The organism is Streptomyces ochraceiscleroticus, from assembly GCF_000720485.1.
Classification (GTDB): domain Bacteria; phylum Actinomycetota; class Actinomycetes; order Streptomycetales; family Streptomycetaceae; genus Streptomyces; species Streptomyces ochraceiscleroticus.
Map to the genome: position 1 here is coordinate 59,633 of NZ_JOAX01000035.1, position 14,438 is coordinate 74,070.

The 14,438-nt window shown below is 68.5% G+C and carries 12 protein-coding genes and 2 pseudogenes; all 14 read left to right on the forward strand.

Features of this window, described 5'->3' with window-relative positions; genetic code table 11:
* The first annotated feature begins 152 nt into the window (after positions 1 to 152).
* The gene (gene lepB / locus IG84_RS0132885) at positions 153 to 881 is read left to right on the forward strand and encodes a signal peptidase I (protein ID WP_031065506.1); all 729 of its coding nucleotides are present in this window, start codon (positions 153 to 155) and stop codon (positions 879 to 881) included.
* Entirely contained in the window at positions 874 to 1,407 is a 534-nt protein-coding gene (locus IG84_RS0132890; RefSeq protein ID WP_051862725.1) for an NUDIX hydrolase, read from the forward strand. The genes lepB and IG84_RS0132890 overlap by 8 nt, the downstream gene beginning before the upstream one ends.
* Before the next feature lie 38 nt (positions 1,408 to 1,445).
* Positions 1,446 to 1,754: a DUF2469 domain-containing protein gene (locus IG84_RS0132895; RefSeq protein WP_003993268.1), complete on the forward strand. Its 309-nt coding sequence runs from the start codon at positions 1,446 to 1,448 to the stop codon at positions 1,752 to 1,754.
* 337 nt (positions 1,755 to 2,091) lie between these two features.
* A complete protein-coding gene (locus IG84_RS0132900; protein WP_031065512.1) occupies positions 2,092 to 2,433 on the forward strand; it encodes a YraN family protein in 342 nt (113 codons plus the stop codon).
* A pseudogene (locus IG84_RS0132905) lies at positions 2,433 to 3,536 on the forward strand (YifB family Mg chelatase-like AAA ATPase); the annotation flags it as partial. The gene IG84_RS0132900 and the pseudogene IG84_RS0132905, both read left to right, overlap by 1 nt.
* A gap of 73 nt (positions 3,537 to 3,609) precedes the next feature.
* Complete coding sequence (locus IG84_RS0132910) at positions 3,610 to 5,052, forward strand: site-specific integrase (RefSeq protein ID WP_245659685.1); 1,443 nt, start codon at positions 3,610 to 3,612, stop codon at positions 5,050 to 5,052.
* Positions 5,042 to 6,970 (forward strand): hypothetical protein, encoded by a 1,929-nt coding sequence (locus tag IG84_RS0132915; protein ID WP_031065522.1) that lies wholly within the window; start codon positions 5,042 to 5,044, stop codon positions 6,968 to 6,970. The genes IG84_RS0132910 and IG84_RS0132915 overlap by 11 nt, the downstream gene beginning before the upstream one ends.
* Positions 6,967 to 9,105, forward strand: coding sequence for a hypothetical protein (locus IG84_RS0132920; RefSeq protein ID WP_031065525.1), 2,139 nt, complete (start codon positions 6,967 to 6,969; stop codon positions 9,103 to 9,105). The genes IG84_RS0132915 and IG84_RS0132920 overlap by 4 nt, the downstream gene beginning before the upstream one ends.
* Entirely contained in the window at positions 9,102 to 9,512 is a 411-nt protein-coding gene (locus tag IG84_RS0132925; RefSeq protein ID WP_031065528.1) for a hypothetical protein, read from the forward strand. The genes IG84_RS0132920 and IG84_RS0132925 overlap by 4 nt, the downstream gene beginning before the upstream one ends.
* A 37-nt stretch (positions 9,513 to 9,549) precedes the next feature.
* Positions 9,550 to 10,773 (forward strand): hypothetical protein, encoded by a 1,224-nt coding sequence (locus tag IG84_RS0132930; RefSeq protein WP_031065533.1) that lies wholly within the window; start codon positions 9,550 to 9,552, stop codon positions 10,771 to 10,773.
* A 74-nt stretch (positions 10,774 to 10,847) separates the two neighbouring features.
* Positions 10,848 to 11,360, forward strand: a pseudogene (locus IG84_RS0132935) (magnesium chelatase subunit ChlI family protein); the annotation flags it as partial.
* Positions 11,357 to 12,601: a DNA-processing protein DprA gene (dprA, locus tag IG84_RS0132940; protein WP_078649690.1), complete on the forward strand. Its 1,245-nt coding sequence runs from the start codon at positions 11,357 to 11,359 to the stop codon at positions 12,599 to 12,601. The pseudogene IG84_RS0132935 and the gene dprA, both read left to right, overlap by 4 nt.
* 260 nt (positions 12,602 to 12,861) lie before the next feature.
* The gene (whiG, locus tag IG84_RS0132945; protein WP_031065541.1) at positions 12,862 to 13,698 is read left to right on the forward strand and encodes an RNA polymerase sigma factor WhiG; all 837 of its coding nucleotides are present in this window, start codon (positions 12,862 to 12,864) and stop codon (positions 13,696 to 13,698) included.
* Positions 13,699 to 13,808: 110 nt separating this feature from the next.
* Complete coding sequence (locus tag IG84_RS0132950) at positions 13,809 to 14,348, forward strand: TetR/AcrR family transcriptional regulator (protein ID WP_037801132.1); 540 nt, start codon at positions 13,809 to 13,811, stop codon at positions 14,346 to 14,348.
* Positions 14,349 to 14,438 lie beyond the last annotated feature (90 nt).

Below are 14,438 nucleotides of genomic sequence, written 5' to 3' on the forward strand. Positions count from 1 at the left end.
GGACGTGTCGTCGATGCGCCGCGTACGTCGGGAAACGGCGCCCGAAGGCTCTCATCGGACCGTCGGCCGAAGGCTGACTGGGGAATGTAACCCCAGGTAAGGTGCCGTCCCGGATCTTCGACGCGGGGCGGCCCGCGGGGTGGGAGCGCGGGATGAGCGGGAGCAAGGGACGTACGAGCGGCGGCCACGGCCGGACCGCGGGCAGCGTGCTGTCCGGTCTGGCGGTGGCCGTCGGCTGTGTGCTGTTCCTGGGCGGATTCATTTGGGGCGCGGTGCTCTACCGGCCGTACACGGTCCCGACCGATTCGATGGCGCCCACCATCGCGGCCGGTGCCCGGGTCCTGGCACAGCACGTGGACGGCTCCGAGGTGCGCCGCGGCGACGTCGTGGTCTTCAGGGACTCCGTGTGGGGCGACATGCCCATGGTGAAGCGGGTCGTCGGGGTGGGCGGCGACAAGGTCGCCTGCTGCAATGCCGACGGCAGGCTCACCGTCAACGGCAAGCCCATCGAAGAACCGTATCTCCAGGGCAACGGCCCGGCGTCTCCCGTCGGCTTCAAGGCCGCGGTCCCCCAGGGCCAGCTCTTCCTGCTCGGTGATCACCGCAGTGACTCCATGGACTCGCGGGTGCACCTCACGGACGGCGATCACGGTGCCGTGCCGCGCGATGCGGTCGACGCCCGGGTGGACGCCAGGGCGTGGCCGATCGGGAGCTTCGGCATGCTGCAGCGGCCTACGGCCTTCGAGGCCCTGCCCGGCGGCACGTCTCAGCCCGGCCCGGTGCAGCCCCTCGTGGTGGCGATCGTGGCCGGCGCGGTGCTGATACTGGGGGGAGCGGCATACGGGCCGATCGCGAACCGGAGGAGGCGTACGCGTGTCTGAAGCGGATACCGGTACACAGGAGAAGACCGGAATACCGGCGGGCACCGCGTTGCGGCGCGTCTCCCGGGTGATCCTGCTCGACCCCGAGGACCGGGTTCTGCTGATGCACGGCTTTGAACCGGACGAACCGTCGAGGACCTGGTGGTTCACGCCGGGCGGCGGTCTGGAGGGCACCGAGAGCCGCGAAGAGGCGGCCCTGCGGGAGCTCGCGGAGGAAACCGGGATCACGGACGCGGAGCTCGGCCCCGTACTGTGGCGGCGGCACTGCTCGTTCCCGTTCGACGGGCGGCGCTGGGACCAGGACGAGTGGTACTACCTGGCGCGTACACGCAACACCGCGACCCGCCTGAGCGGCCTGACGGAGCTGGAACGGCGCAGCGTGGCCGGGCTGAGGTGGTGGACGGTGACGGAACTCTCCGCATCGCATGAGACGGTGTATCCGACCAGACTTGCCGAGCTGTTGCGCACGCTGCTCGACGAAGGACCCCCTAGTGCGCCAGTGGTCCTGGAGACCGAGAGTGTCTGACGCACAATAGGGGGACGCACGGCTGAAGGGGATCTGCCATGAGCGCCGAGGACCTCGAGAAGTACGAGACCGAGATGGAGCTGAAGCTCTACCGGGAGTACCGCGATGTCGTCGGACTGTTCAAATACGTGATCGAGACCGAGCGCCGGTTCTATCTCACCAACGACTACGAGATGCAGGTGCACTCCGTTCAGGGTGAGGTCTTTTTCGAAGTCTCCATGGCGGATGCCTGGGTGTGGGACATGTACCGCCCGGCCAGGTTCGTGAAGCAGGTCCGCGTGCTGACCTTCAAGGACGTGAACATCGAGGAGCTGAACAAGAGCGACCTCGAGCTGCCGAGCGGCTGAGTGACCGTTTCCTCGTGACCGGCCGGCGAACGTTCCGCTGCCACGCGCGGCGCGGTCATTTCACCCCCACGGGTGACGGCTTTATGCACAACCGCTGAGTTGTCCACCAAGATCCAATACTCGGCGGCAGAAGCGTCACAGTCGGTGCCGGAGGTGGTGCCGAATGAACGCCACAGCAGAAAACGCAGCGATCGGCAGCGGTACAGCAGAGCCCGTACGAGCCCGGTCGGGCCCCCGCCCGCCGCGAGCGGCCGACTCGGCAACGACACGACGCAAGCGCCCGCGAGGCCGGGGCAGCCCCGGCGGCTGCGCCCGTGGCGGCTGCCGCCGCTCCGGACTGGGGCGATACGGCGAAGACCTCGCCGCCCGATGGCTGACCGCTCACGGCATGCGCATCCTCGACCGGAACTGGCGCTGCCGCTTCGGAGAGATCGACATCGTCGCCGCCGACGCCGACGCGTTCGTCGTCTGCGAGGTCAAGACCAGACGCGCAGGCCCGTACGAACACCCCATGGCGGCGATCACGCCCACGAAGGCGCGCCGTCTGGGACTCCTCGCCGAGCACTGGACCGCGGCGCACGGAGGCCCGCCCCCGGGCGGCGTCCGCATCGATGTGATCGGTGTCCAGCTCCCCGCCCGCGGCGCGCCCGTCGTGTCCCACGTGCGGGGGGTGACCTGATGGGATTCGCCCGTACGTGCTCGGTCGCGCTGGTCGGCGTCGAAGGCGTGGTCGTCGAGGTGCAGGCCGACCTCGAACCAGGCGTCGCGGCCTTCACCCTCGTCGGCCTGCCCGACAAGAGCCTCATCGAGTCACGCGACCGGGTGCGCGCCGCCGTGGTCAACTCCGGCTCCGAGTGGCCGCAGAAGAAACTGACCGTCGGCCTCAGCCCGGCCTCCGTCCCCAAGGGCGGCAGCGGCTTCGACCTGGCCGTCGCCTGCGCCGTCCTCGGCGCCGCCGAGCTCATCGACCCACGCGAGCTCACCGACCTCGTCATGATCGGCGAGCTGGGCCTGGACGGCCGGGTACGACCGGTGCGCGGCGTGCTGCCGGCGGTCCTGGCAGCCGCCGACGCGGGGTACCGCCAGGTGGTCGTCCCCGAGCGGACCGCTGCGGAGGCATCGCTCGTCCCGGGGATCTCCGTCCTGGGCGTCCGCAGCCTGCGCCAGCTCATCGCCGTGCTCACCGACGGGCCGGTGCCCGAGGAGGAGGACGAGGGCGACGAGCCGGGCCGCCCGGACCCGCTGCTCGCCGGACTGGTCGTACCGGGCGCGGGGTCCTGCGCCGGGCTGCCTCCCGACGCCCGCCCGCCGGACATGGCCGAGGTCGCGGGCCAGCACGGCGCCCGCCGCGCCCTCGAGGTGGCTGCCGCCGGACGGCACCACATCTTCCTCAAGGGGCCGCCGGGGGCAGGCAAGACCATGCTCGCCGAACGGCTTCCCGGCCTGCTGCCGCCCCTGTCGCCCAAGGAATCACTGGAGGTCACCGCGGTGCACTCGGTGGCGGGCATGCTCCCGCCCGGTCAGCCCCTGGTGAGCCGCCCGCCGTACTGCGCACCGCACCACTCCGCCACGATGGCCTCGCTCGTCGGCGGCGGCAGCGGACTGCCCCGGCCCGGAGCGGTGTCCCTCGCCCATCGAGGTGTCCTGTTCATCGACGAAGCCGCTGAATGCAACGCCAAGGTGCTCGACGCCCTGCGCCAGCCCCTGGAGTCCGGGCACGTCGTGGTCGCCCGTGCCGCCGGAATGATGCGGCTCCCGGCCTCCTTCCTGCTGGTCCTCAGTTATGCGGGTTCGGACATGTCCTTGTTAGCGTCCAGCGGTGCGAACGAGAGACACGGGCGTGCTGGGGTGGCGGGTGTTCTTCACGCGTCGTGAGCTGCCCCAGCCGCGAGCCGGCACGGACGTGCTGGCCGAAATGGATGACCTTGACGACTGGCTGGACGCGCGGGGGGTCGAGGACGGATCGCCGTACTTGATCGACCCGTTAGGGCGGTACGACGTCGACCTGAACGACTACTTCCTGACCGAGCTGGCGAACGAGCCGACGACAACGCAAGAGGCCGTCGCCTACGACCTGAAGCGGTTCCTGAAGTTCTTGTGGGAAAACCGCGGTGGTCGGAGTTGGAAGGTCGCCGCAGCGGAGGACCGGACGGCGTTCAAGCACTGGCGGATCAGTGACATCGCAGGTCCGCGGGTGGAGCTGACGACCTGGGACCGCGAGGTCGCTACGGTCCATCGGTTCTACGTCTGGGCGGTGCGTGAGGGGCACGCGGCCCGCAACCCGTTCCGGCAGCGGAGGTCTCGGAGCCGTGATCCGCGCAGGCGGGCCGATGAGGAGACCCCGGCTGAGGCTTCACATGAGGGTCCCCGCAACGACATCGAGTGGCTGCCGCCGATCCTCTACCGGCAGTGGCGTGATGCGGGACTGCGGGGGTTTACCCCGCAGGGGTTGCCGGACCGCTCGTTCCGGGGCCGGTTCGCCTCGCGGAACGCGGCCTACAGCGACTCGATGATCCGCACCGGACTGCGGCTGTCCGAGCAGACCAGTCTGAGCCTGTTCGAGCTGCCCGAGGTGGTGCCGGGCCTGCTGAACATGAGGTCGTGGCTGCCGAAGGCCATCGCCAAGGGCGGTTCGGCCCGCCGGATCTACTTCGCGGCGTCCCCGCTCAAGGACGTGTGGGACTACGTCGAGACCGACCGGGCCGAGGCCGTCGAGGCTGCCCGGGACAGCGGCGCCTACGAGCGCATCCGCAATCCGCTGATCATCACCAACTCGCGCAAGCCAATCGTGATGCTCGACGGCGAGCGCGTGAACATCGCCAAGCTCAAGCACCACGAGCGCCGCCGGGTGCTGATCGACACTCCGCAGGGGCTGGAGCCGGCGGCCTTGTGGTTGAACCAGTACGGCATGCCGAGCAAGCCATCGGCCTGGCAGGAAGTCTTTAAGACCGCCAACCGCCGATGCGACCGGCTGGGGATGAGGGTCAGCTGTCATCCCCACGTCCTGCGGCACAGCTTCGCAGTGGTCACCCTCGAACAGCTCATGCGCGGGCACATCCAGGAGATGGCGGAGATGACGCCACGCCAGCGCTTCACCTTCCAACGGATCTTCGGTGACCCGTTGAACTGGGTCCGGATGCGACTGGGGCACTCGTCGATCGAGGTCACCCAGCTTTACCTGCACACCCTGGAAGAACTGGCGATGGAGACCCGAATGGCGCTGGTCCCCGACGGGTGGGAGCCGTCCGGGGTTCACCCGGAGGACCTGGACGAGAAGGCGGTGAACGATGCTGCCTGAGATCCCGAGCCAGCGGCGCCGGACCGGGCGGGGCCGGGTCTCGCCTCAGCCAGAGGGTTTCTACGCGCCGGAAGCCCTCCGCGAAGAGGCCGGCCCGGTCGTCGAGTTCTTCGGCGAGGACGGCCGCCGGGCCACCTACTCCTTCGCGGAACTGCCGTGTCCCGGACTCCATACAGATCTGGCCGCGGCCTGGGCCCGCAGAACCGGAGCGACGGGCCAACTGCGGTTCCGCGCCGCCGCGGACCACTCCTGGGCCGTGAACGTGCGGCTGATGAGGTGGCTGGGCGAACTCAGACGCCCACCGCGGACGTTGCGCGGACTCACCCTGTCCCACCTGCGACGTTTCGACCAGCACCGGCGCATGACAGTTCAGGCGACCACCGTCTTGCTGGAAATGGCCCAGATCAGGGGCCTGCTGAAGGAAGTCCAGCCGACCGGTCTGCTGAGAGAGGAAGTACGGGAGTATCTGGACAGGCCCGGACAGCTCTACGGTCGCTGGCGGGAGGTGCACTCCAAGGAGCCGCCGCCCGGCTATTCGGACCGCGAGTTCGCAGCGATCATGGCCGCCGCCCGCAAGGACGTGGTGGCAATCCGCCAGCGGCTGCGGGCCTCCCGCACACTGATCGAGCGGTTCGAGACGGCCCCGCACACCCTCAGCGAGGACGAGCGGGCGCGGGCCGAGAAACTCGCGCGGATGCTGCAGACAGGCGAGGTTCCCCCGCCGCCGAGGGCCAAGGGGTTCGCCGGAAGCCTTCCTGATCTGGCGGCCCAGAGGGACTGCGCGGGGCAGGTGTTCCTCACTACCCAGGATCTGCCCGCGCTCATGGTGATGGGGGTGGGCCTGTCCGGCCGGAACGGCGAGACGATCAAGGAACTGTCCGCCGACTTCCGAGTCCTCGATGGGCGGGCAGTCGCGGTGAACCTCCTCAAGCGGCGCCGGAACAAGGCCCGCACGCGGGAGACGATCCACTGGGAGGCCGGGAGCGAGAGCTCCCGTCTGCACACCCCCGGCGGCTGGTTCCTGCTGCTCAACGAGCTGGCCGAGTCCAGCCGCGTGTTCAGCAGGTCGGAGCGGGTCTGGTCGATCTGGACCGGCGACACCGCCGGCGGCCCGGAGGACTTCAAGGCCGCCCGCAGCGCGGCCAAAGGCCACATCGACCCGTTCGGCTTGAAGCTCGGGCGACAGTTCGAGTGGAACAAATGGGTCGCCCGGCACGGGCTGACGGCGGACGCTGCCGACGAGGCGGCGACGCCCGAGCCGTTGGTGCTGACGATGAACCGGCTGAAGAAGACGGCCGAGGTCCGCACCACGCGGGCAGTCGGCGGGCACCTGCCGTCCGCGTCGCGAACCAACACGCCGGACGTGTCGTTCCTGCACTACCTGCGCAACGACCCGACCATCCGGGACTGGGCCGAGCAGATCCTCACCGAGGCCCTGGAGGACACCGAGGCGTCCGCCCGCGCCTTCCGGGGACGGATTCTGGACGAGCAGATGACCAAGGAAGCCGAACGCGACCCCGCGGCCGCGGCCGGGAAGCTGGACACGACAGCGGACAAGCTCACCGCCGCCATGGGCGGCGAACTGGACACGCTGGTGGCTTCCTGCCTCGACTTCGAGCACAGCCCCCAGAACGACGGCGGGCTCTGCAACGTGTCGTTCCTGACCTGTCTGCGCTGCCCGAACGCCCTGGTGGCGGAACACCACCTGCCGAAGCTGTTCGCGCTGCTGCGATGGCTCCAGGACGAACTCGACGCACGCGGCGTCGACGACTGGATCGCTCGCCACGGCATCACCTGGCTGATCATCACGCGCCTGATCCTGCCCAAGTTCACCCAGGCCCAGCAGGAGCAGGCCCGCGCGAAGGCGCCCAAGGACCTACCCCTCCACCTCCTCGACGGACTCAAGGAGCCCTTGTGACCGACCTGACCGTCGGCGAAGTACAGCCGAACGCGCTCAACCGCGGACGAGTGCGCATCCCCGCCGATGCCCTCGTTCTGGCCGGGCGTCCTCTGCGGCCCGGAGTGCGGCTGAGCGACACCTCCCGGTTCGGTGAGGACATCTGGCTCCTCAAGCACGCTCAGACGCAGAACCATCAAAGCGATCTCGTGCTGAACTTCTGGCGCATCCCGGCCACCTTCCGCACAGTGGTGAAGGAGATCTGCTTCACGCTCCTGCGCGGCGACCTGCCGCCCGGCTGCGAGGCGATCCGCAGCATCGACTCGATCCGCGGTTACCTGACCGAGCTGAAGATGGTCTTCAAGTGGCTGGAGAGCCGCGGCGTCACCGAAGTCGCCGCGATCACCCCGGCGGACGTCGAGGCATTCGCCCGCTACATCGCTGGGCAGCGGCTCAGCCAGGACACCAAGGACGCCCGCCACCGGGGCATGAGGCTGCTGTGGTTGTGCCGGTCGAAGATCAGCGACCCCATGGCTTTCGACCCGTCTGCTGTGATCGTCGGGTTGCGGCTGCCTCAGTCGCGCTCAGCGGGCGCCCGGCGCCGGGAGAACGTCACCGACCGCATCCCGGAGCAGGTCCACGCCCCCTACCTTGTCTGGGCCCTGCGTTTCGTCGACGACTTCGCCAGCGACATCGTGGCCGCCCACGAGGAATGGCGGCAGCTGAGCCGATGGACGATGCCGGCCCGCCGCCGCCGCGGGCAGAAACGCGCCCCACGCGACCAGGTCATCAAGGCCACCGCCCGGGTCCTGGCCCGCTACAGGGCCGAGGGCCGCCCGCTCCCGGGGTGGAAGGGCGAACCCAACCGCAGCCATCTCGCCCGCGAGACAAAAGTCGACCGCACGAGTCTGGGAGACCACTACACGGCCGGGAAGATGATCCGGGAGGCCGCCGCCGAGCTGGGCGTCGCGGACGCCTCCTACCTGCGGGCCCCGGTCGCCGGACTGCTGGACGGGCGATCCTGGAGCGGACAGATCAAATACGACGACGTCGAGCTGCTGACCCGCATGTTGCAGACCGCCTGCTACATCGTCATCGCGTTCCTCTCCGGGATGCGCGACAGCGAGGTCAAGCACATCAAACGCGGATGCGTGAAGGTCTGGCGTGACGAAGACGACCGGGTAGTTCGGCGCCGACTGACGAGCCTGGCCTTCAAGGGCGAGGAGGACTACACCGGGGTCGAGGCGACCTGGGTGATCAGCGGTCCCGCACAGCGGGCCGTCGATGTCCTGGAGCGGCTCCAGCCGGCCCGGCAGAAGTTCTTGTTCGCACTCCTGCCGCCCTCGCGCGGCTACATCGCCCAGGGCGGCCAGAACGAGGCGAAGACCACGCAGGCGACGAACAGAGACCTGATCGCCTTCGGACAGTGGATCAACGACTACTGCCGCCGCACCGGCCGGGACGACAGCGTCCCACTGGTCAACAAACAGGAGTGGAAGATCACCACCAGCCAGTTCCGCCGCACGCTGGCCTGGTTCATCGCCCGTCGGCCCGGCGGCGTCATCGCCGGAGCCCTGCAATACCGGCATCTGCGGGTCCAGATGTTCGAGGGCTATGCCGGCACCTCGGATTCGGGGTTCCGCGACGAGGTCGAGGCCGAGGACGCCATCGCCCGCGGGGAGAAGCTCGGCGACCTGATCACCAGCCACGAGTTCCACCGCCTGACCGGGCCGGCCGCGGCCGAGGCAGAAAGCCGACTGGCGACCTTCGAGCGGCACGTCCAGTTCGACGGCAAGGTCATCAACGACCGCAAGCGGCTCCAGCGGCACATGAACCGCCATGACCCGCACATCTATCCAGGTGAGTACGTCACCTGCGTCCACAACCGCGACCGGGCCCTCTGCCGCCGATCGGACGGGCTGGAAGGCCCGTCGCTGCCCGACTGCCAGCCACTGCGCTGCCGCAACGTCGCGTTGACCAGCAAAAACATCGCCCACATGCGGGACGCTCTGGCCGCCTACGACCGTGAGCTCGCTCAGGGTGAACTCCTCGCCCCATTCGTCCACGACCGCCTGCAAGCCTGTCGACAAGAGATCGTCGACTTCCTCGCCACGACCATCGATCCGGCTCAGGTCGTCACCCCGGAGGCACCATGAACCGCCCCCTGCCCACCGAGGAGCAGGTCCGCAGCGCGATGACGGCCGAACTCGCCGAAAGCGAGGCCAGCGACCGACGGGCCACCGTCACCAACGTCGAGAAGCAGCTCGGCGTCACACATGCGACGTTCTACCGGAACTACTCCGACCTGATCGAGTGGTTCAAGGCTCAGCTCGTCGCCCGGCGCCAGGAGGCGGTGACCGAGAAGGCCGCGAGCAAGCGAGAGGACGACCTCGCCCGGCTCCGTCGAGAGAACACTGATCTTCGCAAGCAGGTGAGGATCTATGCCGAGGCGATCCGCCAGCTGACCTTGGACAAATCCGCTCTGGAGGACGAGCTCCAGGGCGTGACTGGGATTACCCGCCTCGGCGACCGCCGTCGTCAACGCGGTGACGGATATCAGTGAACGCGCAGTGTCAGCACGACCGTTTCACACTGGACTTATGAACTCGCACAATGCTCTCTTCCGCCGAGGTGACCTTGCCGCCACTCTGAATGGCCAACTACAAAAGATCGCGAACGCAGTCGCCAGCTGGGACGAGGACAGCCTGCTGTCCACACCGGAACGCGATATCTGCGGGTCTCTGGAGCAAGAGTTCCTCATCGAACCTCTCGCCCTCGACCGGGCCGGAATCACGATGGAATCGGTTACGCAGAGTGTCGAAACGGTTCGCGATTTCGACGAAATGGTTGATGTCGACCGAACCGTTGTCACAGTTTCGGTGCCCTTCGCCGGAGAACCCCGCCTGTTCGACCTCAAGCCCAGCACCCGCACCTTCACGGCGCCGTCCGGCGTTGTCTCGAGAGGTGAGCTGAGGCTCCAGTGCGTTGGGCCCGTCGACCGGGATGCTCGGCAAGTTAAGCACGACCTGGACAGCCAGCTTGACAACATCGAAAAGTATGTGAAAGGGAGCGCTGACCAAGTCAAGGCATACAACGAGTCGGCAGCCCAAAAAATCGCCACCGAGGTCCAGGCTCGCAGGGCCAGGATCCTGGAGAACCGGAATCTCCAGGAAGCTCTCGGCTATCCCTTGCGAAGGCGCCCCGACGCCGCCACCTACAGCGTTCCGATCAGCCGCAAGAAGATCGTCCCGCGCCGACCCGCTCCAGCTTCCGAGCCGTTCCGGCCTGAGCCGGTGCTGGACGATTCCCACTACGAGTCTGCCCTCGAAGTCCTAAGGAATCAGCGCAACCAGCTCGAAAGGTCACCTTCAATAAGCAGCCACCTAAAAGAAGAACAGATCCGGGACCTCCTCCTAATCGGACTGAACAGCCAGTTCGAAGGCCGGGCTGCTGGCGAGGTTTTCAACTACAACGGCAAGACGGACATCCTCATACGAGAGGGTGACCGCCACGTCTTCATCGGCGAGTGCAAGATTTGGAAGAGCCCCAAGACGATCACGGACACGCTGGACCAGCTGCTCAGCTACCTAGTCTGGCGTGACACTAAGTCTGCCTTGCTCCTGTTCATCCGCTCCGGCTCCCCAGCCGAGATCATCGACAAGGCCGTCGCGAAGGTCCGTGAACATCCGAACTACAAGCGTGACGGACAGAACGCGACAGATGAGAGGCACGACTTCGTGTTCCGCTCGAAGGATGATCCGAACCGAGAGATCAAACTTGCGTTCCTTCCCTTCTACCTCCCCAAGCCGAAGGCCAGCGGCTGACTGAGAAGAGGTGGCTGAGCAAACCATGTCCACGAGGAAGCGGACAACGGACACGAATGAAAGGCCCTCATAAACTGGCCGCCAACCCGTGCCCCTGCGGACGCCACGGCACCATGGCCGGCGGCTGTGAGTGCCGCCCGTCCTCGATCAGCCGCTACCGCGCCCGGCTCTCCGGGCCGCTCATGGACCGGATCGACCTGCGGATCGCCGTGGAACCGGTGGCCCGCAGCGAACTGGTCGCAGGGGCCCGCGGCGAATCCACCGCCGATGTCGCCGACCGCATCCGCGCCGCCAGGGAACGCGCAGCTCACCGCTTCGCCGGTACTCCTTGGCAGACGAACAACGAGGTCCCCGGCCATGAACTGCGCACCCGGTGGACCGTGGCCCCGGGCGCACTCGTGCAGGCCGAGCGCGACCTGGAGAACGGCCTGCTCACCGCCCGCGGACTGGATCGCGTCCTGCGCGTCGCCTGGACCGCGGCAGACCTCGCGGGCCGCGACCGCCCGACGGCCGAGGACGTCGACTGGTCCCTGGAGCTGCGTACCGGTGTCCGCCGCGGCATTCCCCTGGCGGTGAGCCGGACATGACCTCTCTCGAAGACGCGCCCGATCGTGAAGGGGCATCCAGTCATCTGCCCGCACGACAAGACCGCGGCTCCACCGAAGGAAGGGAAGCCCGCCCCGCCCCGGAAGCCGATCGGCTGGCCCGAGCAGCCCTCACCCGTGTTCTCGAACCGGGCGACGACGTGGCCGGCGCGTGGCTGCGGCGGATGGGCCCGGTGGCGCTCTGGCGCTCCCTCCTCGGAGACGGCGACCCACCAGAAGGAGCCGGTGAAGCGAAGATCGCGGGCCTGCGGTTACGCGCCGAGGCAGTGTCACCCGAGGCCGACCTCGACGCCGCCACCGCGCTCGGCGGCCGCTTCGTCTGCCCCGGCGACGAGGAATGGCCACAGCAACTGGACGACCTGGGAGATGCCCGCCCGGTCGGTCTGTGGGTGCGCGGCAGGGCGAACCTGCGCCTGTGGGCCCTGCGCTCCGTCGCCCTCGTGGGCGCCCGTGCCTGTACGGAGTACGGTGCCCATGTGGCGGGGACTTTGGGCGCGGGTCTCGCCGAACGCGGCTGGTCGGTGGTGTCGGGTGCCGCGTACGGCGTGGACGGCGCTGCGCACCGCGGCACCTTGGCGGCAGGCGGCCCGACCGTGGCGGTCCTGGCCTCCGGTGTCGACCACATCTACCCCAGTGGGCACACCGAGCTGATCGGACGCATCGCCGAACAGGGCCTGATCATCGCGGAGTTGCCACCCGGTGCTCATCCGACCGCGAGCCGGTTCATCCAGCGCAACCGTGTGATCGCCGCCCTCACCCGGGGAACGGTCGTCGTCGAGGCCGCGCTGCGCAGCGGATCACTGGCCACCGCCCGCCGCGCCGCCGAGCTGGGGCGGTTCACGATGGGTGTTCCCGGCCCGGTCACCAGCGGCTTGTCGGCAGGTGTCCACCAACTGCTGCGAGGCGAGGCCGTACTGGTCGCCAGTGCGGCCGAGGTGGTCGAACTGGTGGGCAGCATCGGTGATCTTGCCCCCGCCGCCCGCGGCCCGGTCCTGGCCCGCGATCTTCTGGATCCGGTGGCCACCCGCCTGCTCGAAGCCCTGCCGTTGAGGGGCGCGATCGATGCCTCGAAGATCGCCCGTGACTCGGGTACGGCCCTGGAAGTGACCCAAGCGAAGCTCTTCGAACTACAGGCGCTCGGATTCGTTCAAAGATGCGGTACTCGCTGGGAGTTGCTTCCTGGTGCCCATTCGGCAGGAGGTTACCGGCGAGGCGGTCCTTGACCTGGGGCGAACGGGTGAAAGGGTGAGGGGAATGACCGCAGGGTGCATCTTTGCGAGTTTCGTGCGGACGGCCGTGCAGGCTCCCGTCGTCATCCGAGGGTGCGGACTACCGGACGAATCTGCGCACGCACGAACACGCCGCGATCGCACACTGCGACACCGTAGTCACGCTACGCTCGCAAGGCATCCGCCCTCCACGGACCACACGACCCTCACGCACCTCTTCACCAGCGTCTCGGCAGAACGGCTCAAGGCGACGAATGCCCCAGCACACTTCCGGGTCTGACCGCGCGGCGGCACCCCCCGCCGCCCGCGGCAGCGTGCGCCCGGCAGCGCCCACCTCGCTAGAGGAGCTCTGGCGCTCCTACAAGGCGACGGGTGACGAACGCCTGCGGGAGCAGCTGATCCTGCACTACTCGCCGCTGGTCAAATACGTCGCGGGACGCGTCAGTGTCGGTCTGCCGCCCAATGTCGAGCAAGCAGACTTTGTCTCCTCCGGCGTCTTCGGGCTGATCGACGCCATTGAGAAGTTCGAGCCGGAACGGTCCATCAAGTTCGAGACGTACGCGATCACCCGCATCCGCGGCGCCATGATCGATGAACTGCGCGCCCTGGACTGGATTCCGCGCTCGGTCCGCCAGAAGGCGCGAGCGGTCGAGCGTGCGTACGCCACGCTCGAAGCCCAACTGCGCCGCACTCCGTCCGAGGCCGAGGTGGCCGCGGAGATGGGCATCGCGCTCGAGGAACTGCACACGGTCTTCAGTCAGTTGTCCCTGGCCAACGTCGTCGCCCTGGAAGAACTGCTGCACGCCGGCGGCGAGGGCGGCGACCGGCTGAGCCTGATGGACACGCTCGAGGACACCGCGGCCGAGAACCCGGTCGAGATCGCCGAGGACCGTGAACTGCGGCGCCTGCTCGCCCGCGCCATCAACACGCTCCCCGAACGCGAGAAGACCGTCGTCACGCTCTACTACTACGAAGGGCTCACCCTCGCCGAGATCGGCAACGTCCTCGGCGTCACCGAGAGCCGGGTCAGCCAGATCCACACCAAGTCCGTCCTGCAGCTGCGCGCCAAGCTGGCCGATGTGGGGCGCTGAGCTCCACTGACGGCGTTAGGCCGTGCCGCGGAGTGCCGCCGCCCGGACCGCATCCGTACAGTGGTGGCGTGCCCAGGATTCGAGCGGCCTCCGTGGCCGAGCACCGGACCATGCAGCGCGACGCCCTGTTGGACGCTGCTCGTACTCTGCTGTCCGAAGGCGGGACGGAGGCGCTGTCCTTCCCCGCCCTCGCCGAGCGCACAGGCCTCGCGCGGTCCTCCGTGTACGAGTACTTCCGCTCCCGCGCCGCCGTCGTCGAAGAGCTGTGCGCGGTCGACTTCCCGGTATGGGCCGCGGAGGTCGAGGCCGCGATGGAGCGCGTCGAGACGCCCGAGGCCAAGATCGAGGCGTACGTACGGCAGCAGCTCGCCCTCGTCGGCGACCGCCGGCACCGCGCGGTCGTCGCGATCTCGGCGGGTGAGCTGGACGCCGGCGCCCGCGAGAAGATCCGCGCCGCACACGGCGGCCTGATCGCCATGATCGTCGAGGCCCTGGGCGCCCTGGGCCACAAGCAGCCGAGGCTCGCCGCGATGCTCCTCCAGGGCGTCGTCGACGCCGCGGTCCGCCGTATCGAACTGGGCGCGGCGGAGGATCCGACGGAGATCACGGAGGCGGCGGTCGCGATGACCCTCCACGGCGTCCGCGGCTGACCCCCTTCCTTCCCTCCCCCCCCGCCCACCCTCCACCACCCCCTCCAAAAGCAGACACGCCTGGCTGCCCCCCCCACGCACACGCACGCC

Bases quoted from the DNA above. Each gene is read 5' to 3' on its own strand.
- lepB (WP_031065506.1), top strand. From the start codon at position 153: ATGAGCGGGAGCAAGGGACGTACGAGCGGCGGCCACGGCCGGACCGCG.
- IG84_RS0132895 (WP_003993268.1), top strand. From the start codon at position 1,446: ATGAGCGCCGAGGACCTCGAGAAGTACGAGACCGAGATGGAGCTGAAG.
- IG84_RS0132930 (WP_031065533.1), top strand. From the start codon at position 9,550: ATGAACTCGCACAATGCTCTCTTCCGCCGAGGTGACCTTGCCGCCACT.
- dprA (WP_078649690.1), top strand. From the start codon at position 11,357: ATGACCTCTCTCGAAGACGCGCCCGATCGTGAAGGGGCATCCAGTCAT.
- whiG (WP_031065541.1), top strand. From the start codon at position 12,862: ATGCCCCAGCACACTTCCGGGTCTGACCGCGCGGCGGCACCCCCCGCC.
- IG84_RS0132950 (WP_037801132.1), top strand. From the start codon at position 13,809: ATGCAGCGCGACGCCCTGTTGGACGCTGCTCGTACTCTGCTGTCCGAA.
- IG84_RS0132915 (WP_031065522.1), top strand. From the start codon at position 5,042: ATGCTGCCTGAGATCCCGAGCCAGCGGCGCCGGACCGGGCGGGGCCGG.
- IG84_RS0132925 (WP_031065528.1), top strand. From the start codon at position 9,102: ATGAACCGCCCCCTGCCCACCGAGGAGCAGGTCCGCAGCGCGATGACG.